23 protein-coding genes are annotated in these 25,071 nt (G+C 33.8%); 11 read left to right on the forward strand and 12 right to left on the reverse strand.

All coding sequences use genetic code 11. The annotated features are described in order from the left end of the window. The first annotated feature begins 30 nt into the window (after positions 1 to 30). Together thiH and AC1DY0_RS04935 are read left to right on the forward strand one after the other, a co-directional pair. The gene (gene thiH, locus AC1DY0_RS04930) at positions 31 to 1,188 is read left to right on the forward strand and encodes a 2-iminoacetate synthase ThiH (protein WP_477187545.1); all 1,158 of its coding nucleotides are present in this window, start codon (positions 31 to 33) and stop codon (positions 1,186 to 1,188) included. A gap of 46 nt (positions 1,189 to 1,234) precedes the next feature. Further along, the gene (locus AC1DY0_RS04935; protein WP_477187546.1) at positions 1,235 to 1,945 is read left to right on the forward strand and encodes a HesA/MoeB/ThiF family protein; all 711 of its coding nucleotides are present in this window, start codon (positions 1,235 to 1,237) and stop codon (positions 1,943 to 1,945) included. A gap of 30 nt (positions 1,946 to 1,975) precedes the next feature. On the opposite strand, the gene aat is transcribed toward AC1DY0_RS04935, so the two are convergent. From aat to AC1DY0_RS04950, 3 genes are all read right to left on the reverse strand, one after another. Continuing rightward, positions 1,976 to 2,614, reverse strand: coding sequence for a leucyl/phenylalanyl-tRNA--protein transferase (gene aat / locus AC1DY0_RS04940; protein WP_477187547.1), 639 nt, complete (start codon positions 2,612 to 2,614; stop codon positions 1,976 to 1,978). 98 nt (positions 2,615 to 2,712) lie between these two features. Beyond that, entirely contained in the window at positions 2,713 to 3,087 is a 375-nt protein-coding gene (locus tag AC1DY0_RS04945) for a DUF3127 domain-containing protein (RefSeq protein WP_477187548.1), read from the reverse strand. Between the two features lie 21 nt (positions 3,088 to 3,108). Then, positions 3,109 to 3,996, reverse strand: coding sequence for a flavin reductase family protein (locus AC1DY0_RS04950; RefSeq protein ID WP_477187549.1), 888 nt, complete (start codon positions 3,994 to 3,996; stop codon positions 3,109 to 3,111). A gap of 281 nt (positions 3,997 to 4,277) precedes the next feature. Here AC1DY0_RS04950 and AC1DY0_RS04955 point away from each other — a divergent pair, with 281 nt between their 5' ends. After that, positions 4,278 to 5,423: a sensor histidine kinase gene (locus tag AC1DY0_RS04955; protein ID WP_477187550.1), complete on the forward strand. Its 1,146-nt coding sequence runs from the start codon at positions 4,278 to 4,280 to the stop codon at positions 5,421 to 5,423. A 214-nt stretch (positions 5,424 to 5,637) separates the two neighbouring features. On the opposite strand, the gene AC1DY0_RS04960 is transcribed toward AC1DY0_RS04955, so the two are convergent. The 3 genes from AC1DY0_RS04960 to greA all read right to left on the reverse strand — a co-directional run bounded on the left by AC1DY0_RS04960 (position 5,638) and on the right by greA (position 7,808). Beyond that, positions 5,638 to 6,804, reverse strand: a complete 1,167-nt coding sequence (locus tag AC1DY0_RS04960) for a transglutaminase domain-containing protein (RefSeq protein ID WP_477187551.1) — start codon at positions 6,802 to 6,804, stop codon at positions 5,638 to 5,640. A gap of 70 nt (positions 6,805 to 6,874) precedes the next feature. Next, positions 6,875 to 7,264 carry an HIT family protein gene (locus AC1DY0_RS04965; RefSeq protein ID WP_477187552.1) on the reverse strand — a complete coding sequence of 130 codons (390 nt, stop codon included), beginning with the start codon at positions 7,262 to 7,264 and terminating at the stop codon, positions 6,875 to 6,877. 67 nt (positions 7,265 to 7,331) lie between these two features. Continuing rightward, positions 7,332 to 7,808, reverse strand: coding sequence for a transcription elongation factor GreA (greA, locus tag AC1DY0_RS04970; protein ID WP_477187553.1), 477 nt, complete (start codon positions 7,806 to 7,808; stop codon positions 7,332 to 7,334). 191 nt (positions 7,809 to 7,999) lie between these two features. Here greA and AC1DY0_RS04975 point away from each other — a divergent pair, with 191 nt between their 5' ends. Continuing rightward, positions 8,000 to 8,392, forward strand: coding sequence for a Rieske (2Fe-2S) protein (locus AC1DY0_RS04975; RefSeq protein WP_477187554.1), 393 nt, complete (start codon positions 8,000 to 8,002; stop codon positions 8,390 to 8,392). A 140-nt stretch (positions 8,393 to 8,532) separates the two neighbouring features. On the opposite strand, the gene AC1DY0_RS04980 is transcribed toward AC1DY0_RS04975, so the two are convergent. The 6 genes from AC1DY0_RS04980 to AC1DY0_RS05005 form a co-directional block, all read right to left on the reverse strand. Then, positions 8,533 to 10,740: a TonB-dependent receptor gene (locus AC1DY0_RS04980; RefSeq protein ID WP_477187555.1), complete on the reverse strand. Its 2,208-nt coding sequence runs from the start codon at positions 10,738 to 10,740 to the stop codon at positions 8,533 to 8,535. Positions 10,741 to 10,972: 232 nt separating this feature from the next. Continuing rightward, positions 10,973 to 11,374: an alternative ribosome rescue aminoacyl-tRNA hydrolase ArfB gene (gene arfB / locus AC1DY0_RS04985; RefSeq protein ID WP_477187556.1), complete on the reverse strand. Its 402-nt coding sequence runs from the start codon at positions 11,372 to 11,374 to the stop codon at positions 10,973 to 10,975. Position 11,375: 1 nt separating this feature from the next. Further along, positions 11,376 to 13,502, reverse strand: a complete 2,127-nt coding sequence (locus AC1DY0_RS04990; protein ID WP_477187557.1) for a DUF4301 family protein — start codon at positions 13,500 to 13,502, stop codon at positions 11,376 to 11,378. Continuing rightward, on the reverse strand, positions 13,451 to 14,086 hold the full coding sequence (gene pnuC / locus AC1DY0_RS04995; protein WP_477187558.1) for a nicotinamide riboside transporter PnuC: 636 nt from the start codon (positions 14,084 to 14,086) through the stop codon (positions 13,451 to 13,453). The genes AC1DY0_RS04990 and pnuC overlap by 52 nt, the downstream gene beginning before the upstream one ends. 6 nt (positions 14,087 to 14,092) lie before the next feature. After that, positions 14,093 to 14,851, reverse strand: a complete 759-nt coding sequence (locus AC1DY0_RS05000; RefSeq protein ID WP_477187559.1) for a phosphoglycerol geranylgeranyltransferase — start codon at positions 14,849 to 14,851, stop codon at positions 14,093 to 14,095. A 65-nt stretch (positions 14,852 to 14,916) separates the two neighbouring features. Further along, positions 14,917 to 15,573, reverse strand: a complete 657-nt coding sequence (locus AC1DY0_RS05005; protein ID WP_477187560.1) for a 4'-phosphopantetheinyl transferase family protein — start codon at positions 15,571 to 15,573, stop codon at positions 14,917 to 14,919. A 234-nt stretch (positions 15,574 to 15,807) separates the two neighbouring features. On the opposite strand from AC1DY0_RS05005, the gene ahcY reads away from it, so the two are divergent. From ahcY to AC1DY0_RS05040, 7 genes are all read left to right on the forward strand, one after another. Next, positions 15,808 to 17,124: an adenosylhomocysteinase gene (gene ahcY / locus AC1DY0_RS05010; RefSeq protein WP_477187561.1), complete on the forward strand. Its 1,317-nt coding sequence runs from the start codon at positions 15,808 to 15,810 to the stop codon at positions 17,122 to 17,124. 111 nt (positions 17,125 to 17,235) lie between these two features. Further along, positions 17,236 to 18,558 (forward strand): tetratricopeptide repeat protein, encoded by a 1,323-nt coding sequence (locus AC1DY0_RS05015; RefSeq protein ID WP_477187562.1) that lies wholly within the window; start codon positions 17,236 to 17,238, stop codon positions 18,556 to 18,558. A 109-nt stretch (positions 18,559 to 18,667) separates the two neighbouring features. Beyond that, positions 18,668 to 19,462, forward strand: coding sequence for a hypothetical protein (locus AC1DY0_RS05020; RefSeq protein WP_477187563.1), 795 nt, complete (start codon positions 18,668 to 18,670; stop codon positions 19,460 to 19,462). 252 nt (positions 19,463 to 19,714) lie between these two features. Continuing rightward, a complete protein-coding gene (locus AC1DY0_RS05025; RefSeq protein ID WP_477187564.1) occupies positions 19,715 to 20,818 on the forward strand; it encodes a fatty acid desaturase family protein in 1,104 nt (367 codons plus the stop codon). 206 nt (positions 20,819 to 21,024) lie between these two features. Next, on the forward strand, positions 21,025 to 23,352 hold the full coding sequence (locus AC1DY0_RS05030; protein WP_477187565.1) for a patatin-like phospholipase family protein: 2,328 nt from the start codon (positions 21,025 to 21,027) through the stop codon (positions 23,350 to 23,352). Positions 23,353 to 23,530: 178 nt separating this feature from the next. Further along, positions 23,531 to 24,064 carry a hypothetical protein gene (locus AC1DY0_RS05035; RefSeq protein ID WP_477187566.1) on the forward strand — a complete coding sequence of 178 codons (534 nt, stop codon included), beginning with the start codon at positions 23,531 to 23,533 and terminating at the stop codon, positions 24,062 to 24,064. Then, positions 24,064 to 24,993 (forward strand): alpha/beta hydrolase, encoded by a 930-nt coding sequence (locus tag AC1DY0_RS05040; RefSeq protein WP_477187567.1) that lies wholly within the window; start codon positions 24,064 to 24,066, stop codon positions 24,991 to 24,993. The genes AC1DY0_RS05035 and AC1DY0_RS05040 overlap by 1 nt, the downstream gene beginning before the upstream one ends. The last annotated feature ends 78 nt before the right edge of the window (positions 24,994 to 25,071 follow it).

The raw sequence follows: 25,071 nt of genomic DNA on the forward strand, positions 1-25,071 counted from the left end.
GATAGGGTTATTGTAAAAAAAACATTAAAAATGAAAACATTTAAGTCGGTTTTTGAAGGTTCTGATTGGGATACCATTCAAACTAAAATATACCAAACAACCACCAAACAAGTGGAACAAGCATTGGCAAAAAGTAAAAGAAATCTCGATGATTTCATGGCCTTGATTTCGCCTGCAGCCATGACTTATTTGGAACAGATGGCACAAGAATGCCATGAATTGACCAAAAAACGCTTCGGAAAAACTATCCAAATGTATGCTCCGCTGTATTTAAGCAATGAATGCCAAAACATTTGCACTTATTGCGGATTTAGTCTGGACAATAAAATCAAACGCAAAACATTATCGGATACTGAAATAAATCTAGAAGTACGAGCCTTAAAAACAGCAGGTTTTGATCATGTATTATTGGTCACCGGAGAAGCTAATTATACTGTAAATATCAACTATTTCCTAAATGCGATTGACCAAATAAAAGAGCAATTCTCAACCATTTCTGTAGAAGTACAGCCTCTTTCAACCGAAGAATACCAAAAGTTACACGAAGCTGGGGTGTATTCCGTTTTGGTGTATCAGGAAACCTATCATCAGGAAGTTTACAAAAAGTATCACACCAAAGGTAAAAAATCCAACTTTGATTTTCGTTTAGAAACACCCGACCGAATTGGGAAAGCAGGAATTCACAAGATTGGATTGGGCGTTTTATTAGGCCTTGAAGATTGGAGAACGGACAGTTTTTTCAATGCCCTTCATTTGGATTATTTACAAAAAACCTATTGGCAGACGAAATATTCGGTTTCGTTCCCGAGGTTACGACCCGCCGAAGGAATTATTGAACCCAACTTCATTATGGACGACAAAGACTTGACGCAATTGATTTGTGCGTATCGTCTGTGGAATGAAGATTTAGAGATTTCAATTTCGACACGAGAGAACGAAAATTTCAGAAATAATATCATTCCGATTGGAGTAACCAGTATGAGTGCGGGTTCCAAAACCAATCCAGGCGGTTACGTCGTTGATCCACAATCCTTGGAACAATTTGAGATTAGCGATGAGCGTTCCGCTGAAGAAATAGCCAAAATAATTACTGGCAAAGGATACGAACCTGTTTGGAAAGATTGGGACAGAACATTTAGTAAAAAGTCGAAAGCCGAAAGTCTTAAAAAGGATTCAATTCTTAATTAATGCTTCCTTTCACCTTTGTGACTTTCTAACTTTAAGATTTAATAAAATGAGTATAGTTCAAAATTATTTAAGATATAACCGCCAAATGATGTTACCTGAAATAGGCGATGAAGGACAAGAAAAACTAAAAAAAGCCAAAGTCTTGGTTATTGGAGCCGGCGGACTGGGCTGTCCTATTTTACAATATATTTCTACTGCAGGTGTCGGTACTATTGGCATAGTTGATTTTGATAAAATAGAAATTCATAACTTACATCGTCAAATTTTATACACCCAAAACCAAGTAGGCCAAAGCAAAGCCATCGCAGCGAAAGAAACATTGGAAGTAATGAATCCTTTAATTTCCATTGTGGCATTCGAAGAAAAATTAACTTCCGAAAATGCCGTCCAAATTATGCAGAATTTTGATTTTATTGTCGACGGATCGGATAATTTTGCCACTCGTTATTTAGTAAACGACACTTGCGTGGCTTTGGGAAAACCATTAGTTTATGGAAGCATTTTAAAATTTGAAGGACAATTGGCCGTTTTCAATCACAACGGAACAAAAAATCTTCGGGATTTATTTCCTGAACCACCGAATCCGAAAGATGTACCCAATTGCAATTTGAATGGAGTATTAGGAACTTTACCTGGAATAATAGGCACGATGATGGCGCACGAAACTTTGAAACTTATTATGGGTTTGCCTATACTAAAAAACGAATTGGTATTGTTTAGTACTTTGAATTGGAGTTTTACAAAGTTGAAATTTTAGAAAACAGATTGTGTATTTCGAATTTGATAATTATTTGCTCTTCAAAATTGTCATAAAATCTTCTCTTTTAATTTCCTTACAGCMTAAACTTTCGAGATGTTCGTTATAAACTTGGCAATCCAACAAGCGATAATTGTCTTTTTTAAGCTGATTTACCAAAGCAATAAAAGCGACTTTGGAGGCATTGGAAACCAACGAAAACATACTTTCTCCACAAAAAATATGCCCCAAATCGATGCCGTACAATCCTCCAACTAGTTGGCCATTTTGCCAAACTTCAACCGATTTTGCCATTCCAAGTTCGTTGAGCTTGCAATAAGCTTCAATCATTTCATTTGTAATCCAAGTTCCAGTTTGTCCATCACGTTTTACTTGCCTGCAATTGGAAATAACCTCCCTGAAATTCTGATTGAAAGTAATTGTGAAAATGTTTCGATTTAAGATGTTTCGCATACTTTTGGAAACAATCAATTCATCTAAGAACAATACCATTCTAGGATTGGGTGACCACCAAATAATGGGCTCCCCTTCGTTGAACCAAGGAAAAATTCCCTTTCTATAAGCTAGCTGCAAACGCTCTGGAATCAAGTCCCCACCAATGGCAATAATCCCATCGTTGTCGGCGTGAGAAACTGGCGGAAAGAATAAAGCTTTAGATAAATAATACATTTCTAGATTTCAATATCAATGGAAATTTCAAAAACAAAAAAGCCAGAAATTCAAGTAAACTCAAACTTCTGACTTCTAACTTTTGACTTCTTTTTGTCTTAGAATGGCAAATCGTCTGCTTCTTCTTCATTTAAGTTAGTTGCTGGCGCAAAAGTTGCAGCAGCTGGCATTGGAGGTGCTTGTTGAGTTGGTGCATCAGCAACCAATCTTTCAATTCTCCAACCTTGAATACTGTTAAAATATCTTGTTTCACCTTGTGGGTTAATCCATTCTCTTCCTCTCAAATTGATAGAAACTTTTACAGCTTCACCAATATTATAACTGTTTAGCAAATCACATTTGTCTTGAGTAAATTCAATCAAAATATGTTGCGGATATTGCTCATCTGTAGTAACAACCAGCTCTCTTTTTTTGAATGCTGCACTTACTTGTTGCTCTGGATTAACAACTTTAACTTTTCCTAATACTTCCATCTTCTTTTTGTTTTATTATTGTTACTTTGATTTTATTTTTTTGGCTAAAAGCACTTTCCATGCCGAAACTACATCATTGTCCAAAAGATATCTTTTGGCCTCTAAGTGCTGTTTTTCAATGTCATCCGAACTCAAAACGGCCTTTACTGCGAAATTTTGATTTACAAATATACTAACTTCCTCTTTAGTAGGCAAGGCTTCAATGTTCCCTAACATTCCTAAATCGTTTCCATCAAAAACTGAGCTGTTTTTAACAAAATCAGGTATGGCATCTACTCCAACTCCCAGATTTGTAAGCGGTTTTGGCACTTCAAACAATCCCTGATTTGATCTGGAATACCAATTGGCTCCCAATCTGGAAACCAAGTCAATTTTGTATTGATCGATAGCCCCATTTTCATTTAGAATCGCTTCATTGATATGAATACGAACCACTTCGCAAAGGATTAAATTTCCTGCACCACCTTCTGTTCCCAAAGGAATTATCTGGGTCACTTTGCATTCAAACTGCACTGGTGATTCTTTAACTCTATACGGTTTTACGATATCTGAAGGAACTGGTGTTAGTCCTGATTTTAAAAACTCATCAACACCTTCGGCATATTCTGTACTGGCCAAAGAAGTTTGCTGCACCATATCGTAATTCACCACATTGATAACAACTTCGCCAGTAGCTTCGGCATTGATTAATGTGTGTTTAACCGTATTGTCTCTTACGCGTCTTGCGGGTGAAAAAATAAGTACGGGCGGATTGGCGCTGAATACATTAAAAAAACTAAAAGGCGACAAATTAGGAATCCCATTTTTCCCCATAGTACTAGCAAAAGCGATAGGTCGAGGCCCTACAGAGCTTTGTAAATACCCTTGTAGTTTTACAGTGTCAATGCTTTTTGGATCAATGCTAATCATAAATTTTTTATTTGGACAAAAATAACAAAATAGCCGTTAGATTATAGATAATTCAACAATTATATTATGAAAACAAATGCCCTAGCCCTGATGGAAGTGGCATCTCCCAATTTAGAAAAACAAGGCTTTTTTGCCATAGTTTTTCTAAATTGGGAATATAACGGACAGCAGGATTAAGCTCCAAAAACAATTGCAATTAGGCTATTATAAACAATGATTTTTTATGCCAACACAATCCAACGACTATTATTTCGTTATATTTATACCACAAATTTACTTTTATGAATTTTTCCGAAAACAGCAACCCCATACGTTGGATTATTATTTTTATTTCCTTTTTGATAATTGCCATTATTCTTTGGAATACCTATACTTTTTTTCAAATATTCAAAAATGAGGAGCGGATAAAAATGAATCTTTGGGCTACAGCCGAGAAAACATTAATTAATGCCCAAGAAAATACCGAAGTGGATTTACCGCTTCAGATTTTCAACAATAACACCACGATTCCGCTGATACTGACGGAAAATGACAGCATTATAAACTCTGTAAATATTGACGACGAAATCATAAAAAACAAAGCGAAGTCAATTGAGTATTTGGCCGAATTAAAAAGCGAAAATGAACCTATCAAAATCATTTATGCGCCAGGAAAATCCCAGGAGTTATATTATGGTGATTCTTCTTTGATAGACAAACTGAAATATTACCCAATCGCGTTGTCACTAATCATCGTTTTGTGCGGTATCCTTATTTACAATTTTTACCTCGGACATAAGATATCTACCCAAAACAAATTGTGGGCGGGAATGGCCAAAGAAACAGCTCACCAAATAGGAACGCCGCTTTCGTCTCTAATTGGCTGGCTCGAGATTTTAAAAATGGAGAATATTGACGAATCAATAACCCTTGAAATCGAAAAAGACATTGAACGTTTGCAGACTATTACCGACCGTTTTTCTAAAATTGGTTCCGAGCCCAAATTAGAATTAAAAGATGCGGTCGAAGAAACGAAGCAATCCTATAATTATCTCATTTCACGTTTTTCTGACCAGATTGAATTTTCATTCAAAGGGCCTTCTAAACCTATAAATATTTTACTAAACCCCACTTTACATAGTTGGACGATAGAAAATCTAGTCAAAAATGCTATTGACGCAATGAAGGGAAGAGGAAAATTATCGATGGAAATGGAAGAGGATAATCATCACGTAAAAATAAACGTAACCGATACCGGTAGTGGTATTCCCAAAAAAGAATTCCACCGCATTTTTGAAACTGGTTTTACTACCAAAAAAAGAGGATGGGGACTTGGACTTTCCTTAACCAAAAGAATTGTCGAGGAATATCACAAGGGTACTATCAAAGTACTCCATTCTGAGATGGGTAAAGGAACAACGATGCAAATTATCTTAAGAAAAACGTGAATTTTATCCGCTATATTTAATTTTTAACATATAAGTTACATAAGTTTTTTAAAACTGTTTATTCACTTAGTCGTTAAAAAGAGAATATAAGTCAAATATCTTTACTTGAATGAACTTTTGATTTTACTTCATTTGTTTCAACTAAAAACTTACATGACTTATATGTTTAACAATTCGTCTGACAAAACACTGTCAACTGAAGCAGTAAGCGATTTTACCTAACCGGAATTCCAAAAAAAGTTGTCGTGCTAAACATTGATTTTCTACCCGATTTGCTTTTACTTAAATAGTCATTTACAAATTTTTCTTGTACTTCGATTTGCTTAAGAACATCAATTATTGAGTTTTTCAATGATTTTACATTAGCAATATTATTGTCATTATAAGCGCCAATCTTATAAATACGGCTTTGACAATCCAGTATTTTCTGTTTTGGAGATTCAATCATTGCCTTAATCTCTTCATCTGGCAAGACTGGTTTGAATCTATTATTTCTATAATAAATAAAATCATTAAACATTGAAATAGCTTGATTGTAATCGTCACTGATTGCCTGCATCTTATCCATCGCTTCATTATTCTGTAAGGCATCAACCTCACTCTTTTTTGAAAAAACAAATTCTTGAATCAACTTGTTTTTAACTCCATTTTTCTCCATTCGAATTAAAGAAGTTTTTGCTTTATCCAAATCCGACATATTATCATACTCCCCAATTTGAGTAACGAAATCAAAATTGACCTTGCTCTTATTCAACTGTGTTTTTCCCTCAATAAATTCTTGATTCGATATTGGCTGATTTAAAAACTGCCACAAATAATCAAAAGGCATATGTGATGCAATAAATTGATTTGGAGCAACCTTATAATTGAGGTTGTTAATTTTCTTGAAAAACTTCTTTTTGTCAACGTAACCCGCTCCCCAAGTGGGATCAAAAAGCCACCAAACATTGTCAATTCTAGCAGCACACCAAGCATGTGACTGTATATCTATTTTTCCGTTTTGCTTGGTATATCCATAAACGAGATAGGATTTTATTCCCACTTTTTTTGCAATATCATTGAAGACCTCAGCATAATGAATACAAACTCCTTTTTTAGTAAGTACTGCATTTTTTATTTTATCCTGAGAAATTTCTTTATAATCAATAGATTCTATATTCTCAATATCATACCTGATGTTTGAAGCTGTCCAATAAAATGCAGCTCTTACTTTATCATTTTCAGATTTAAAATTAGCATTGATATATTCTGCAATTCCAATGGTTGAAGTACTTAAATCATTTGGAATTTTGTCCATTTTAGCATCAACCAAAGTATAAACTCCTTTGGTTTGTCCAAAGCTAGCAACCGCCAACATCAAAAATAAAAACATGTACTTCATAACCAATCACTTTTTCAGGCATAAAAAAACACGAACCTTTTAAAAGATCCGTGTTCTTACCTTTATACTTTTACAAATTTGCTTGAATACTTTTCGCCAAAGATTCAAACTCATCCTTTGTCAAACTTACTTTGTGTCTAAATGTCATTTCCCCCATTTCATTCAAAGGAATTAAGTGAACATGTGCATGAGGCACTTCAAGCCCCACAACAGCCACTCCTATTCTTTTGCAAGGAACCGTTTTCTCCAAGGCAATTGCCACTTTTTTAGAAAAAGCCATCAAACCAAGATACAAATCATCTTCTATATCAAAAAACTTGTCTACTTCTTTCTTAGGAATACAAAGCGTATGTCCTTTTGCATTTGGATTTACATCTAGAAAAGCCAAAAAGTTCTCATCCTCAGCTACTCTGTAACAAGGTATTTCTCCGTCGATTATTTTTTTGAAAATGGTGCTCATTGTTAATTTGTTTAACCGTTAATTTGTTTAACCGGTTAAACGAATTAACGGTTAAACTCTTAAAAAACTATTCTCTAGAAATTTCAAGAATTTCAAATTTCAAAACACCGTTAGGAACAGTAATTTCGGCAACTTCACCTACTTTTTTACCCAACAACCCTTTTCCAATAGGAGAAGTAACCGATATTTTACCAGTCTTCAAATCGGCTTCACTTTCTGCCACCAATGTATATTTCATCTCCATTCCGTTGGTTTGGTTTTTTATTTTCACAATTGACAAAACCAACACTTTAGACAAATCTAAATTAGACTCGTCAATCAATCTTGCATTAGCATGAACCTCCTCTAGCTTAGCAATTCTCATTTCAAGCATTCCCTGCGCTTCTTTGGCGGCATCATATTCTGCATTTTCAGATAAATCCCCTTTGTCTCTTGCTTCTGCTATATCTTGAGAAGCCTTTGGACGCATCACGCTTTTTAAGTAATCTAATTCTTCTCTTAATTTTTTTAATCCTTCGGCTGTGTAATACGATATTGCGCTCATAATTTCGTCATTTATATAAAATAGAAAAAATCCCATCAGGACGGGATTTCTTTCCACAAAGATACTATATTTTTGTTTTTAGTTTACAATTATATGTTAATCATAACAATTTCAAAGTTAAATAAATTAAATTTGTTTCACTAATACTTTATATTTAATTTTTGATAATGAAAAAACACATTCTATTTCTCATGCTACTAATATTTTTTATAGGATGCAGCAACAATGAAAGCTCCAATAAAAACCCATATATCCCCAATTACAGCTTCTCGGTAGATCTCAACATGAATTTGCCACTTTATTCACCCCTTAAAAGTCCTGGCAATGGAATCTATTATTCAAATGCGGGCGCAAAAGGTATAATTGTTTTCAATACTGGAAGTGGCTACAACGCTTTTGATGCCGCCTGTCCCAATCAAGAGATCAGTAGTTGTTCGACTATGACCATCAAAGGGATTAATGCTCTTTGCGCTTGTGACAACAAAGAATACAATCTATTCACAGGCCAAGGTGATGCGACCTACCCGATGAAACAATACCGCGTGCAAGTAATAAGTGAAACACTTATTCGTATTTATAATTAAGCCCTTTTGGGCGTGTCACCATAAAGAAAAGGGAGCTACTCATCGTACTGGTGAGTCGCTCCCTTTTCTTTATGCTGTCAGGCTATCCGCTACTTCGGTAGCTTGCTTCTATCCTTCACGCGTGACCAAGATGTTATTCCTTAAAACGTCAAGTTCAATCCAATTAAGAAATTGCTTCCGGCTTGTGGAAAATAATAAACATATCCTCCTCCATAATCTGCTCCATTAGAAACATAATCAACATTAAATATATTGTTTACCAATAAATTAATCGCAATAGATTTAAAAATTGAATTGGTTTTAATTTGATAAGAAGCATTGAAATCATTCACAAAATAATCTTTCAATTTGCCACTAGTATCGTCAATATTGTTCATGTATTGCTCGCTAACAAACTTAGACAACAAACTCAATTTTAATGGAGTTATTGGCGAAAAAGCTAAAATGTTACCCGCAATAAAATTAGGCGAATAAGCGATGTTTGTATTTCCTAGATTTATTAAATCCTCAGAAACAAAATCAACATTTTTGTTGCTACTCAGCGTAAGATTTGGAGAAACTGTCCATTTTTCTAAAAACTGTACAGTTGCATCAACTTCTATTCCCAATCTATAACTGTCTCCACTATTTTGTCGAATAGGATTTCCTACATCATCAAGGCTTCCAGTCAATACCAACTGATCTTTATAATGCATGTAATACCCATTGACATTCACTTGGCTTTTAGGAGTTCTCATACGCCAGCCCAATTCAAAATCATTTAGTTTTTCTGGCTTGGGACTTCCATTTTTATAATCTGATCGGTTGGGTTCTCTATTAGCTCTCGCATACGAAAAATACAAAGCATTTTGCTTATTTACCTCAAAAGTTAAGCCCGCTTTTGGATTAAAGAAATTAAAGTTATCGTTTACCAATCCTGTTTCATCACTATCTGTTTTATAATGCACATTTCGAAGTTGTAAATCTCCATAAACGCTTAAGTTATCCAATAATTGATAATTAGCTTTTGCAAAAATATTCCCATCAGTTTTAGTTGCATAACTAGAATCATAAATATCCCCAGGCTGGCTATTAGAAGGATATTGAGCCCAAAGTATTTGGTCAAAATGATCGCCTTCATACTTATTATACCCTCCACCTAAAATTACATCTAACTTATCGGCTTTATAATTAGCTGAAAATGTTGTCCCATAAAAATCATTATCCAACCATTTTCTACGTGTGTAATCAGTTGACGTAATTGTTTCTCCATTTACGGTAATTGGATCTAAGCCCAAGAAAGAAAACTTGGAATCATCAGCAAAATATACATTTTTATACTTCCAATCATCTACAAATTCCTCATAATACCCTTTCCCTTTTGTATAATGAAAAGCTAAATTAGTACTCCATTGATCTGAAATTTTCTCATTCCAATGTAATTGATAATGATCTTGATTATAATTATCTACCTGATCATTATAGAACCCTTCAAAAACTCCATTGTCATCGAATTTCTCTCCAACAGAATTATATGTTCTATCAGTCTCTAAAGTCGCAGCATCAACTCCATTCCAAGATTGATAAGTACGCTCTACACCACCAAAAGCCAGTGCTTTGATTAAAGTCGTTTTCCCAACATAAGTTCCTTGAAGAAAATACGATTTAAGATCAGAACTTGCACGATCAACATATCCATCCGATTTTAATACTGATAAACGACCTGCAATTTCAAAATGATCATTCATCAAACCTGTACTGAATTTTACGGTATTTTTAAACGTATTAAAACTTCCAAAAGAACTGGAAATTTCACCCGAAGCCTTATCCGAATAAGAATCTGTCAACATATTCAAACTCGCGCCGAAAGCCGCAGCTCCATTTGTAGATGTTCCTACTCCACGTTGCAATTGCAAACTCTGAACTGAAGAAGCAAAATCAGGCATGTTTACCCAAAACGTTCCTTGACTTTCGGAGTCATTATATGGAATTCCGTTGATGGTCACATTCACACGGGTAGCATCACTCCCACGCACACGAATACCAGTGTAACCTACTCCATTCCCAGCATCTGAAGTTGTCACAACCGAAGGCAGATAATTCATCAAAATAGGAATGTCTTGGCCTAAGTTTCTTGTCTGAATGTCTTTTTTGTCCAAATTACTGAATGTAACTGGTGTTTTTGTGGTTACACGTATGGCCGAAACCAAGACTTCATCGAGTTGATTAACCTTTGTAGTATCTTTTACCTGAGAAAAAGAAAGAAAAGATACTAAAGTAAAGAAAATAGAAAATAGAAAACGTTTTGAGAATTGAGCCGTTTTCGTACTGACTTTTTTAAAGCCAATAAATTGAATTGAAATTTTCATCCGTAAAATGATTACGAATAAAAGGGGGAATTATTCTTTTGTTTAAATTAAAAAATGATTGTTCTACGACAAATAGTCTATTGAATACTACTTTTTTGTCGTTTTTTCCCTTGGCAGCATTACCCGCCCAGGTTCTTTGGGTATAATCTCAGCTCGTTATTTGGAGCACCCCTTTGAGACAGTGCAAAATTAATTATAAATTGTGGATTATAAATTATGAATTTAAAAAAATTTAAAAATCAGGTTTTCTCCTGTTTTGTTTCGTTTCAGATAAGTTTTTTTTATCCTTAATTCTTTTGCGGATTGCCGCTTTTGGTATTTTAGTAGCCTTTCGTTCTTTGGCAACATGCAATCCTTTTTTTATAATATCCAAAAAACGCTTAGTGATGATTTCTTTATTTTTCATCTGACTTCTATCTTCATCGCAATTCAAAATTAACAGCAATTCGGTAGTGAGTCTGTTATGCAAGTTGGTCTCCAATAGCAATTTCTCTTCTTCAGAGAATCCCTGAGAATTAGACAAGTCAAAAGTCAGCACTACTTTGGACGAAACTTTATTCACGTTTTGTCCACCTGCACCACTACTTCTTACTGCCTTATATTTAACCTCTGAAAGGATAGTTTGGATTTCCACTTTATATCGGTTGATGTGCTGACTTTAATAAATCATTTACAGTTTTTACTGGATTGAAAGTAAACAAAGGAACCTCTACAAAAACGGTCAGCCAATTGGCCATGGCTCCATTCCATAAACCAGGTAGTTCATAGGCTTTTAAATCCATTCCCCCGCTATTTTTATGCACTATAAAACCACTGTTTGGGTCAACAAACTCCTTCAAGTCGAATTTTTGGTTTTGATAATTCTTCAATCCACAAACTAAATCCACTGGATTAAAATGAGTAGCATTACCCAGAATTTTCAATTGTGCAGCATTATTCAAATCAATCTGTGAAGTCTCTACAATTTGCAACGTCAGTTCACCATCGATTCCTCTTACCCAAAACGGGCCGCCACCAGGTTCTCCTTCATTTTTTACCATTCCGCAAATCCTTATAGGCTTGTCTAGTGTTTCTTTTAATTTGCTGATTTGGTTTTTCAATTTGAATTTATAAAAATCATCATTCAAGTCGATATTCAACTGCTTTTTCAGAAAAACTAAAATTTCACTTATTTTTTCTGGCGTGATTTCATGACTGTCCAATGCTTTTAAATAACCAAAAATCTGATGTTGTAATTCTATTAAAACACCTGCCAAGGCTTTTTTATAAAAAGAAATTTGTTTAATATTATTTTGACTTACATTGTCTATATTTTTGATAAAAACAACATCGGCATCAATTGCATTTAGATTCTCAATCAAAGCACCATGGCCTCCAGGTCTAAAAACCAGCATCCCTTTTTCATTTCGGAAAGGCTTATTTTCATTATCTACAGCAACAGTATCGGTCTCTTTTTTTTGATACGAATAACTAACGGCTATGGTAGAGTTTGATTTAGACTCAATTTCTCCTTTTACATTTTCAATAATTTCCTCAAATTGAACTTGATGATTTTCGGAAACCGTCAAATGCAAATTGGACTGATTATTTGAAGTGGCATAAAACGCACATTCATACAAATGTTCCTGAATAGGAGCTGCTATATGAGTTGCGTATTTATGAAATGGAAGGATTCCTTTTGGCTTATTAGCAAAGTCGAAATATTCTGGAGACAAGAGAGTCTTTATGAAATAATAATTTTTATAATCACGACCCAAAGTATTAAAATCGGGATATATCTCCTTCAATTTTTTATCTACTGCGTCAAAAAATGGAAATTTATCCATCCCAATAATAAAAAGAGCCAATTCGGTATCTTTTTTTCTATTGATGTAGGCATTTATACTTTCATTCTCGAAATCAAATTCATTCAAAAAAGCACTCAAGAACTTAAACATCCTTGTTGCGGCACCAGAAGCCGGAACAAATTTCTTTAGTTTTAGTTTTGATATATTAGCATCAAAATACGTGATTTTTTGTTCATAATCGGCATCTGACAACTTTAGGATTCCATTATTTAAAGTCGCTGGATTGACCAAAACACTTTTTTGAATTCCTTTTCTGAAAATATCAAATTGCTTTTTAATGTTTTCTAAAGGAATACCATGCTCATAAATTTGCAAAAAATCAAGAGAAGTAAATCCCATCTGAAAAGCCATCGTCAAATCCTCAATGATTTCAACTGCTTTTTTCAAACGTGTTTCTTTATCACCAGAGATGGTAATAAAAGGTTTTTTATTGTCAATCAACGACTGTTTGAATACCTCAAAAACACTTTCTCTTCCCTCTGGACTATCTCTCAAACCATCATCTTCCCATGGCACATCTATATCTGTCAAGAAAAACAAATCATACTGATGAGCACGTGCCGCTTTATCCAATAATGAATCACAAAAATTATAATACAATTCGGAGAACACCTTGGTTACCAACAAATTTGTATCACAAAAAAGATATTTATTAGCAATTAAAGCACTTTCGTTTTCCAATTTGGTTTGTCCATATGCAATAGGCAACATATCATCAATATCACAAATACCGCGACCGCTATCTAATTTTTCCTGTAGATAATCACGTGCGAATTCGGGAACCCAAACCGTTTTATAATATTCGGCGAGTTGTGTTGCCAAAGTAGTTTTCCCAGTAGATTCTGGTCCAAAAATGGCAATTTTTATAATTGGCGAAGCTCCAGATTTTGCGAGCTGTTCAAGATTTTCTTCCATTCTAAATAGCCATAAACGGCAATAATTGTAAATATTATATACTGAAAACTGGTAAAAGTATAACCTTTTGCAAAATAAAGCGGTATGGAAAGTAAATCTCCTACAATCCAAAAAATCCAATTTTCAATTTTTCTTTTGGCCATCAACCACATACCCACAAAAAATATTGCAGTCAAAAAGGTATCAACGTACGAATACCAGCTTGCAAATTTATTAAAATAAAGATAGACTATAATTACAAAAATGAGGGTCAATACAAAAATAACAACCGCTATTGCTTTTTCCTTATTAGTAGTAACCGATATCGGAAATTCATCGACATCTCCTTTTTTACGCGTCCAGTGATACCACCCATAAATACTCATTATAAAGTAATACACATTAATCATAGAATCTCCCAACAAGCTCCATTGCCAAAGCAAATATGCATATATAAACGTACTGATTAATCCAGTTGGAAAAACCCAAATATTATCTTTTTTGGCGCACCAAACACTCCAAAGCCCGAAAAAAACGGCAATTAACTCTAAGTAAACTTCGTGAAGTGGATAGCCTTTATATTGTGCGAAAAAATAGTCGATCATTTGATTTTAGATTGATGATTGATGATTTCCAATTTTAGATTTTTGCATCTGATACTCAAAAAAATCATGATCATTTTCAAAAGCGGTTCCAATAACAACCAAATCAGCTCCAGCTTCGTAGGCTTTTTGAATGCCTTGCAAATCTATAATTCCGCCACCAACAATTAGAGGAATTTCAATATTATTTGATACTTTTTTTATCATTTCAAAAGGAACAGCCTTTTTTGCACCACTTCCCGCTTCCAGATAAATGAGTTTATTTCCTAACATCTCCCCTGCTTGGGCGGTGTGCATAGCATAATCACTATTATTTCTGTCCAATGGTTTTGTATTACTCACTCTGGCGACCGCTGTTTCACTACCACTTTCGATTAACATATAGCCTGTCGAAATAATTTCGAGTTCAGTTTTTTTCAAAATTGGAACGGCATCTACTTGATGTTCTATCAAATAATCTGGATTTCGACCTGATATTAAGGACAGAAATAGAATTGCATCGGCATTAGCAGAAATCTGAGATGGGTTACCCGGAAAAAGGACAATTGGCAAATTTATTTTTTCTTTCAGACGAATAATTAATTCATCCAAAATATTATTTTGAACATGGCTTCCGCCAATAAAAATATGTGTTGCTGGCGATTGATTGATTTTTTCAATTAGATACACTAGATTCTCCCAAAGAATTTTATCGGGATCCAAAAGGATAGCAAGCAATTTTCGATTTTCGATTTTGGCCTGAATTATGGCATTATAAATATTAGTCATAGGCAGTCACTCAGAGATTCACTAAACAGGCGCAAAGCTAAGTAAAGATTTAAAATTATTCCTGATTATTCAAAAGCATAAACAAGAGTGAAATTTTGTTTTAAACCATTATTATCTTTTGATTCAAATTCTTCAAAGCAAACATAAAAATCTCTGATTATGTCATCAAAATGAAGTTCAGTTTTAGTTTTTTCGTCGCACAATTCAAAAGCTTCCACTTTAATATGATCTTTGAAACTGATTCCTTTTTCGTTTCTAATTTTAAATATCGCTTCTTTGACACCCCAAATCACGGTTAGTTTTCTAATGTATTCTTCTTTTTCCATAGAATTCAAAAAGGAGAACTCCGTATCGGCGAATTTATCGGCAATGCGAATGATTTTTTCACGTTGCAATTCGATATCGATTCCAACCACTTCGTCACTTAAAATAATGGCCGAAAATTGATGTGAATGGGTAATCGAAATATGTTTACCATCATGCAAATGCGGTTTTCCTAATTCGTCATAATACAAATCAAAATCTGTATAACCCGCTTCTTGAAACAGTTTGCGAACACTTAAGAAAGCACGTTGATGTATTTCGGACTTCATGCCGTTTAGTCTGTTCAGGTTGCTTTCATTAAGAACGACTGCATCAAAAAGCTCCTGATAAGATTCAGTTATTTCCCAAACAAGGATTTTGGTTGATGAATTTAAGATTATGGTTTTGTATAATGGCATGATGTCGTGGTGGTAATTTTTAGCCCCGATAGCAGTGGAAATCCTTTTTTGAGCCGATTTTTCTTCGGCTCAAAAAAGATTGCAACGAATAGCGGGATTAGCTCCAAAAAAAATATTTATCTAATGTTCAAAAGATTAAGACATTAAACAAATCACAAATCTCGCATAAATTAGTTTATTTCTAAACTTATTGCCTAAATTTGCAAAAAATTTACAATTACAAATATACTATAAATGAGTACAACGACTATGCCTTTTGTGGCTTTCAAAGTAAAAGACATTTCTCTAGCAGCCTGGGGAAGAAAAGAAATTGAACTAGCTGAAGCTGAAATGCCAGGTTTAATGGCGCTTCGTGCAGAATACAAAAACGAACAACCGCTTGCTGGTGCTCGTATTGCAGGATGTTTACACATGACGATTCAGACTGCCGTTTTGATCGAAACATTGATTGCTCTTGGTGCTGAAGTGACTTGGAGTTCTTGTAACATTTTCTCTACTCAAGATCAAGCTGCTGCTGCTATTGCTGCTGCCGGAATTCAGGTTTATGCTTGGAAAGGTTTGAACGAAGTAGATTTTGACTGGTGTATTGAGCAAACATTATTCTTTGGTGAAGACAGAAAACCATTGAACATGATTCTTGATGACGGTGGAGATTTGACAAATATGGTTATTGACCGTTACCCAGAATTGGTTGCCGGAATCAAAGGATTGTCTGAAGAAACTACTACTGGTGTACACCGATTATACGAAAGAGTAAAAGCTGGAACATTACCAATGCCTGCAATCAACGTAAATGACTCGGTTACTAAATCTAAATTTGACAACAAATACGGTTGTAAAGAATCTGCAGTTGATGCAGTTCGTCGTGCTACAGATATTATGTTGGCTGGAAAAAGAGTAATCGTTTGTGGATACGGAGACGTAGGAAAAGGAACGGCTGCTTCTTTTAGAGGTGCTGGTTCTATTGTAACTGTTACTGAAATTGACCCAATTTGTGCTTTACAAGCTGCAATGGACGGTTTTGAAGTTAAAAAATTAAACACTGTTGTTGCTAATGCTGATATCATCATTACAACTACAGGAAATAAAGATATCGTTCTTGGAAGTCACTTCGAGCAAATGAAAGATAAAACTATCGTTTGTAACATTGGACACTTTGACAACGAAATTGATATGGCTTGGTTGAACAAAAACCACGGTGCATCAAAAATCGAGATCAAACCACAAGTTGATAAATATACTATAGCGGGAAAAGATATCCTTATCCTTGCTGAAGGTCGTTTAGTAAACCTTGGTTGTGCTACAGGTCACCCAAGTTTTGTAATGAGTAACTCATTTACAAACCAAACTTTAGCTCAAATTGAATTATGGAAGAACAGTGCAGCATATAACAATGATGTTTACATGTTACCAAAACATTTGGATGAAAAAGTAGCTGCTTTGCACCTTGCAAAATTAGGAGTAGAATTAGAAACTTTACGTGATGATCAAGCTGCATACATCGGTGTTGCTGTTGAAGGTCCATTCAAACCAGAATATTACAGATACTAAATAATTGTAGATTTACAATTTTAGATCATTCTAAAACCCTTACAGAGATGTGAGGGTTTTTTTTGGGGTAAAAAAACCTAATTTTGACATAATTAAAAAACCTATACTTTTATGAAAAATAAAATAATCCAATTACTTTTTATATGTTTTGCAATTCATTTTAGTTATGGACAAACAAGCATTAATTATTATAATACTGGATTATTAAAATTACAACTAAACAACAAAGAGGAAGCCATTGAAAATTTCAGCAAGGCAATTGATTTAGATTATACTTTCATAGAAGCCTTTTACCAAAGGGGTTTTACCAAATATTCTTTAAAAGATTTCAAAGGAGCCATCCTTGACTTTGATAGAATTATTACATATGATTCTAAAGCAATAAATCCTTATTTATGGAGAGGAATTATAAAAGGATCTTTGGGAACTTTTGAGGAAGCCATTAAAGATTTTGACAAAGTAATAAAAATTGACTCCCTCTCGTTTAATGCCTATTACAATAGGGGGATTTCAAAAAACAAGCTCCTAAAATTTAATGAAGCAAAAGCGGATTTCACCAAGGCATTAAAATTAAATCCAAATGATTCAGAGACTTACAATAGCAGAGGTTTTGCTAAAAAGAAATTAAACGATTATAAAGGCGCAATAGAAGATTTTGACTGTGCAATAAAGATTGATTCTACCAACTCTATCCTTTTTGCTAATAGAGCTGATGCAAAATCCTTATTAGAAGATCATAACGGTGCAATTTTAGATTATGAAAAAATTTTAGAATTGAATCCAAATGACGAACCTGAAACTATCAATTTCAATATTGCAATTGCAAAAGAAAAATTAAATGACTTTCAAGGAGCAATAAAGTTTTATAAAAAATGTATCGAAATTACTCCAGAAAATATAGACGCCTATAATAACATGGGTGTAGCGTATGGAAAGTTAAAAAAATACAAAGAAGCGATTCTAAATTATAATAAATCATTAGAAATAAATCCATATTTCATATTTGCATATATGAATAGAGCTGGAGCAAAACATAATTCAAACGATTTTAAAGGTGCAATTATAGATTATAATAAATGTTTAGAACTCGATCCAAATTATCAAACAGTAAATGTATTTTTCAAAAGAGGAGGTCCAAAACGAATGCTTAAAAACTATCAAGGAGCAATAGCAGATTATACAAAAGTCATAAAACTAGATCCAAATTATGTTCTTGCATACATAAATAGAGGATGTGTAAAATCTGACATAAAAGATTATAAAGGAGCAATTTTAGACTTTAATAAAGCTTTAGAAATAAACGAGAAAGCAGCTGATGCCTATTATTTTAGAGGAATTGCAAAAAAAGAATTAAAACAAATAAAAAGCGCTTGTTTGGACCTTCATAAGGCAGCAGAATTAGGATTTGAAAAAGCTTTAAAAGAATGCAATTAGAATTATTTCAAAACCCTTACAGAGATATGAGGTTTTTTTGCTGAGCAAACTTATTGATGAAAACCTCAGATTATTATTCTTACTTTTGTTGCAATTAAATCATAAAAAAATGAAAAAAATCCTTTACGCTTTTGTCATTCTTAATTTATTTTTGGCTTCTTGTTCAGATAACGAAAATACTTCCTCAACAGAAGAAATTCAATTTTTACCAAAAACAATTTCAACCTCATTTCCAGATTTTCCTCAAGATAATAGTAAATCAACTGTTACTTATGATGGAAATAAAATTGTAAGTAGCGTAAATGCTAAAACGAAAACAAAATTCACATATGACGGCAACGTAATTACAAAACAGGAAACTTACAAGATAGGAACACAAGGCGAAGAGAGTATAAAGAATAGAGTAATATATGAATATGAAAACGGTAAACTAAAAACAAAAATTACCACTTCCAATTTTGACAGTAGTCATCCAAATGGAGATTACATTAGAAAAGAAGTTTACACCTACAAATCTGACGGCATTATATCTTATTCTCAACTTGATGTAAATTCGCAAACAAAAGCTGAAACAAAACGAGGAGATGTTAACCTTACTTATAAATCAGGAAACTTGATTAAAATGGAAGAGATAAATAGTGATCCTGCTATTGCTGACACAGTCTTTATTTTTGAGTATGATACTATGAATAATCCATTAAAATATATTTTAGGATTTAATTTAATTCTAAACGAATATTCAATTAACAACATCACAAAAACAACTATAATTAACAGATTAGGCATTTCGGAACACGTTTTTAATTCAACTTGTATTTATGATACAAATGGCTATCCGACAAAATTTATATCTTTTACGGGAGATGGAAAAACTCCAGAATATGAAACAGAATACACTTATTAACGAAGTGAGTGATCAAAAATAACAGCCCAACTTCGAAAAATCTAAATACATATATTAAGAACAATTGAATCTTAGAAGAAGTACTTCTTTCTGGTAATTGTTTCCCATTATTTTAAACCTCACAGGGCCGTGAGGTTTTTTTGCTTAATAGTCATTGCAAAACAAAGCCTAATGCACTAAAAATCAACAATTAAATATTTTTTTTTTTATAACTTTACGTATTAGTTTTGATGCAATTTTGAATTAGTTAATATGGAGAACATTGGACAAAAACCACAGTTTCTTCGTGCCGGAAAAGACGATTCTTTCAAAAGACTAGCCAAGGAAGTGCACGAAACCGTACTAAAGGATAAAAGATTACAATATAAAAACATCGCTAAAGCACTGGGATTTATAGCTCTTTTTTTTATATCCTACACGTGCATTTTAGCATTTGGAAATAAGACATCCTTCTTATTTACATTTTATATCATTATGGGATTTGCAATGATACTCACTTTTGTAAACTCCTTTCATGATGCAAGTCATGGAGCTCTATTTTTTACCAAAAAACAGAACCGTATGTTTTGCTATGTCGTAGAGCTTTTTGGTGTCAATAGTGAAATTTGGATAAAACGGCATTTACTGCTGCATCATCCTTACCCTAATATTCAGAATTGGGATTGTGATGTTAAACAAAGTGACGTTATACGTATTTTTCCAAATAGCCCTTTATATAAATTTCACAAATACCAACATATCTATATGTGGTTCCTATATCCCTTTTACAGCCTTATTTGGCTATTCATAAGGGATTTTAAAGATTTTTTTGGAACCAAAGACAATTATTTAAAACGAGTTTACACCATTCCAACCATAGAATACATTAAACTGTTTATTGCCAAAGCTTTCAATCTATTTTATATGCTCGTTATTCCTTACTGGGCATTAAACCAAACTTTTGACACTATTTTCATAGCTTGGATAGTGATGCATTTAACCTCGAGTTTATTTGGAGTGGTAGCATTGGTATCTACACATGCAGATGAAACGGCTCATTTCCCCTTACCTCCGCAAGACGGCAAAATGGAAGTTACCTGGGCAGAACACCAACTAATGTCCACCAAAGACTTCAATGCTGGAGATCCTCTGTTTGATTTTCTCTATGGAGGATTTACCCATCATGTTGCACATCATTTATTCCCTACAATTGGCCATACTTATTATCCAAAAATAACACCCATAATACGTAAATATGCCCAAGAAAACAAACTTCCTTATACTTGTAGACCTGTTTTAAAAGCGATAAAATCTCATTATTTATTATTAAAAAATTCTAACAAAACCGGTTCTATTTTCGATACATCTGAATTGTGAAACTCCAAGAAAATCAACCATATTCAATTGAAAGTGAACTTTATCATATAGTCGAGAAAGGCATTACTTCATAAAAAAATCGAGCATTAAATTTTAATACTATTTTTTATTATTTTAAGGATATTATTTTCAATATCTTAGTATTTATTTTTTAGAAATAAAATATCCATTATACTCCTTGAATTATCAACTCAAAACAAGACACTTTGAAAAGAAATCTTCCCATCTTCCTCTTATTTATTTTTTTAATAACTAGTCAAATTATTTTTTCTCAAGAAAAAAAACCTAAAGTAGTATTAGTACTGAGTGGTGGTGGAGCCAAAGGAATTGCACACATTCCACTATTGCAAGCATTGGATTCTTTACATATTGTACCTGACCTTATCGTTGGAAACAGTATGGGAAGTGTTATTGGAGGTTTATATGCCATGGGATATTCTGGCGATAGTATAGCAAGTATAACCAAAAACATTGATTGGGACAAACTGCTCGGCGGAAGTTTGTCGCTAAAGAATGTTAGCGTTGAAGAGAAAAGTGAATTTCAAAGATATTTGGCAGGAATTGGTATAAAAGATGGAAAACCAACCAGTGTCAGTTCCTTATTAAACGACCAAAACTTAAGAGAATATCTTTCTGAACTAACCTTTCCAGTTTACAATGTCAAAGATTTTGACAATCTTCCAATTCCTTTTAGAGCTATGGCTACAGATGTTGTTTATGGAAAAGAAGTTATTCTCAGCAAGGGAAGTTTGGCGTTTGCTATGAGAGCGAGTATGTCACTACCAGCGGTTTTTAAACCAATGCCTTATGAGGAAACCCTTTTGGTCGATGGTGGGGTAATGAATAATTTCCCTACTGATATTGCCAAGAAAATGGGTGCTGACATTATAATTGGTAGTGATGTTGGAGGGGGAATGGAACCTATAGATAAATTAAACAATTTGGTAACCGTACTAATGCAAACCAGCATGTTTCCAAGCAACATAAAAGATCCTGAGAACCGGAAACTCTGTGACATCCTGGTAGACCACATGCCCAACTTAAGATTTTCCACAGCTGATTTTAATAAAAGCGACGAAATCTACAAAGATGGTAAAATTGCCACTGCTCTCAACTTAAATGCTTTGTCCGCATTAGCTGAAAAATTAAAAGGATACAAACAACGAATGCATGAACTTCCAAAAGTTGCCAATGAATTTTTAATAGACACCATTGTTTACAAAAATATCAGCAAAGAAAATATCCCCTTGGTAATTGCCCGAACAAATTTTAAACCACATACAAAATACGCTACTAAAGATTTAATTGAAGGCATCAATAGAGCCATGGGCACTAATCTTTTTAATCAAATTACTTACAGTTATTTCATAAAGGATGGAGACAAACTAGGGTTAAACATAAATGGCTTTGAATACTCAAAAAACCAAGTCAACGCGTCCTTGCACTATGATACCTATAGAGGTGTTGGATTAATCCTTAATTATACGGCCCGAAATATTCTCGCTCAATCCTCTCGCCTTATAGTTACTGCAGATATTGCAGAACAGCCTAAAGCCAGAATCGATTTCCAGAAAAATTTTGGAAAAAACAAAGACTGGTGGTGGGGTTCTGAACTTTATGGAGCATTTTTAAAACAAGAGCTATTCATCGATGGAAGATCAGCTGACAATATGCTTTACAATGCATTTGAATTCAATAATGAAGCAAACCGAAATTTGAATTCCCTAAAAAGCTATGTTGGTCTTGGCTTAAACTACAATTACACTGAAGTAAAACCTAAAAATGATCCAATTTTAAATCCTAATATACTATCTCTTAACAACTATAACTTTGAAGATGCAGAAGTGAATGCCCATTATTCATACAACGATATGGACAAAGTTTTTTTTGCAACAAACGGAACAATTTTAAGAGCCAATATAAACCGTTCACTATTTAGCGATGCTAATATTGCCTTTACAGATCCGAGTTTAACGGATTATTCTGGGCAAACAAATGGATTTACCAAAATAGGATTCGGATTTGAAAAAAGATTACAACTAAAAAAGAAAGTTACCTGTATAATGGGTTTTGACGCCAACTTTATTTTTCAAGACAAACTCAAGGACAGTGACGTTTCTTTTTCTGATTATGGTTATGCTGCAAAATATTTCCTTGGAGGCATTATCCCTAGTTCGGGTAGTAATCGTTTTTCTTTTCCTGGTTTAAATGAAGATGAAGTCAACGTTTCTCAATTTATGGCAGTAAAACTTGGAGCACAAATAAATCCTATAGGCAAAATCTATCTAACTCCACATTTTAATATTGCAACTGTTGGATTTCACAATTTCAACGAATTTATCGGAGATGCTTTTCATCCAAAAGGAAATTGGGATAATGGCTCAGAAACGAGCCTTTTACTTTCTGGTGGAGCAGCCCTTTCTTATCAATCTATTTTAGGTCCCATTCATTTTGACACATCATGGGTTAATAATATAGACAAAGTGAGGGTGTTTTTTAGTGTTGGATTTTCATTCAACCCATCAAACTTATAGTTAAATTACGATCAAAATACATTTTAAATAAGCCCTTCAGTGCAGATTCAATATCTCCTCTGAAGGGTCTATTTTTTTAAATATCTAAACCATAACCACCTATTAATAAATAAATTGTGTAATTTACACTTTGTTAACCTAAAAGTTCATTTTCAAATATTAACCTAAACCATATCTATTGAAAAAAACATTAATAGTTTCGTTGATATTATGCACCATCATCTCCTATGCCCAAACTCTCAAATTGGGTGGACGCTTTCAAAAGACGCAAGAGATGTATTGGGAAAATGGTATTTCAGCTCAATACTCTTTCTCAAAATTTAAACCCGATCAATTTTTCATTGGGTTTGATTATGTAACTTCCAGATTGGGATCTGCCTATAATTCGAATGCCATCAAGCAAGACAATTACATCTTTTCTGGCAGTTGGCAATTCAACAAAAATAAACCTTATCATTTTGTCACTCGATTGAACGTGGGCTATTTTTACTCGGATTTAGAAGAGAAAATTTTCGATGAAATTCCAAATACCGCCTTTCTCTTTTCTCCTGAAATTGGCTTTACATTCAATATCCCACAAGTTCCGGTCTCTCTAAATTTTGGCACTGGATATTATATTATTACAGAAAAAGAAGGCTATTCTCCAGGAACTTTACAGCCTCTGTACTTTCATCTTGACATTTATTATACGTTGTTTAAAAAACATAACTAATGAATAAATCAAACCTATTTTTTCTCTTTGCCATTATGGCTTTATTCCACTCCTGTGGAGATCCAACCATTACAGATGATCTGCTCGATGGTAATGTTATTTTTGATCCTTCATTATATAATCCTGAACAATTTTTGGTCTCCGCCAAATACCCTAATCCAACACCCGAAGATTTAAGCAAGCATATTATATTGGTTGTTCACGGATATTCTGCAACCACATTTGAATGGCAGGAATTTAAAGATTGGTCAAACGAATCTACCTATAGAATTTCTCAGGTTTTACTCGACGGACACGGCAGAGATTACGATTCTTTTAAAGCCTCGAAATGGGAAGACTGGCGTTCTGCTATAACTGACGAATATGAAAAACTAATCACACTTGGCTACACCAAAATCAGTATAGCAGGCTCATCCACCGGAGGAACCCTAATTTTGGAATTAGTAAAATCAGGTTATTTTAATTCCCATTTGTCTCCCAAAAATTTATTTTTAATCGATCCAATAGTAGTCTCTTCCAACAAACTTCAATCTATTATTGGTATTGTTGGACCAATGATTGTTTATGCTGAATCGGACCAAACTTCAGAAGAAAATAAATACTGGTATCGATTTAGACCCTATCAAACAATCGATGAGCTTAATGATGTAATGAAAGTGGTACGCAAAGGATTAGAAAACGGAATGACACTTCCGACTGGGACCTATTTAAAAGTATTTCATTCGTTGCACGATCCTGTCGCAAGCACAACAAGTACTGTATTAATCTACAAAGGCTTAAAAACAAGTACCGGAGCTCATATCGATGCACAAATAATGGATTCTGATATTCATGTCTTTACAAGATTAAGTTTGCGATCTAACGTCACTCCTTTACAATATGCCAATCAACTGGATGCATTTAACCAAATAGCAAATAAATTAAATTAATCGAAACACCTCCTTTCAAACCTGAATTCTATTATTAATTTGGAGCAGAAACACTTGGCATTCTTCGCAATATCGTCC

This window comes from Flavobacterium sp. P1_E4 (assembly GCF_056405915.1).

What these genes read in the sequence shown, in the direction of transcription:
- thiH (WP_477187545.1), top strand. Translation starts at nt 31, where the DNA reads ATGAAAACATTTAAGTCGGTTTTTGAAGGTTCTGATTGGGATACCATT.
- AC1DY0_RS04935 (WP_477187546.1), top strand. Translation starts at nt 1,235, where the DNA reads ATGAGTATAGTTCAAAATTATTTAAGATATAACCGCCAAATGATGTTA.
- AC1DY0_RS04945 (WP_477187548.1), bottom strand. Translation starts at nt 3,087, where the DNA reads ATGGAAGTATTAGGAAAAGTTAAAGTTGTTAATCCAGAGCAACAAGTA.
- AC1DY0_RS04950 (WP_477187549.1), bottom strand. Translation starts at nt 3,996, where the DNA reads ATGATTAGCATTGATCCAAAAAGCATTGACACTGTAAAACTACAAGGG.
- AC1DY0_RS04955 (WP_477187550.1), top strand. Translation starts at nt 4,278, where the DNA reads ATGAATTTTTCCGAAAACAGCAACCCCATACGTTGGATTATTATTTTT.
- AC1DY0_RS04960 (WP_477187551.1), bottom strand. Translation starts at nt 6,804, where the DNA reads ATGAAGTACATGTTTTTATTTTTGATGTTGGCGGTTGCTAGCTTTGGA.
- AC1DY0_RS04965 (WP_477187552.1), bottom strand. Translation starts at nt 7,264, where the DNA reads ATGAGCACCATTTTCAAAAAAATAATCGACGGAGAAATACCTTGTTAC.
- greA (WP_477187553.1), bottom strand. Translation starts at nt 7,808, where the DNA reads ATGAGCGCAATATCGTATTACACAGCCGAAGGATTAAAAAAATTAAGA.
- AC1DY0_RS04975 (WP_477187554.1), top strand. Translation starts at nt 8,000, where the DNA reads ATGCTACTAATATTTTTTATAGGATGCAGCAACAATGAAAGCTCCAAT.
- AC1DY0_RS04980 (WP_477187555.1), bottom strand. Translation starts at nt 10,740, where the DNA reads ATGAAAATTTCAATTCAATTTATTGGCTTTAAAAAAGTCAGTACGAAA.
- AC1DY0_RS04990 (WP_477187557.1), bottom strand. Translation starts at nt 13,502, where the DNA reads ATGGAAGAAAATCTTGAACAGCTCGCAAAATCTGGAGCTTCGCCAATT.
- pnuC (WP_477187558.1), bottom strand. Translation starts at nt 14,086, where the DNA reads ATGATCGACTATTTTTTCGCACAATATAAAGGCTATCCACTTCACGAA.
- AC1DY0_RS05000 (WP_477187559.1), bottom strand. Translation starts at nt 14,851, where the DNA reads ATGACTAATATTTATAATGCCATAATTCAGGCCAAAATCGAAAATCGA.
- AC1DY0_RS05005 (WP_477187560.1), bottom strand. Translation starts at nt 15,573, where the DNA reads ATGCCATTATACAAAACCATAATCTTAAATTCATCAACCAAAATCCTT.
- ahcY (WP_477187561.1), top strand. Translation starts at nt 15,808, where the DNA reads ATGAGTACAACGACTATGCCTTTTGTGGCTTTCAAAGTAAAAGACATT.
- AC1DY0_RS05015 (WP_477187562.1), top strand. Translation starts at nt 17,236, where the DNA reads ATGAAAAATAAAATAATCCAATTACTTTTTATATGTTTTGCAATTCAT.
- AC1DY0_RS05020 (WP_477187563.1), top strand. Translation starts at nt 18,668, where the DNA reads ATGAAAAAAATCCTTTACGCTTTTGTCATTCTTAATTTATTTTTGGCT.
- AC1DY0_RS05025 (WP_477187564.1), top strand. Translation starts at nt 19,715, where the DNA reads ATGGAGAACATTGGACAAAAACCACAGTTTCTTCGTGCCGGAAAAGAC.
- AC1DY0_RS05040 (WP_477187567.1), top strand. Translation starts at nt 24,064, where the DNA reads ATGAATAAATCAAACCTATTTTTTCTCTTTGCCATTATGGCTTTATTC.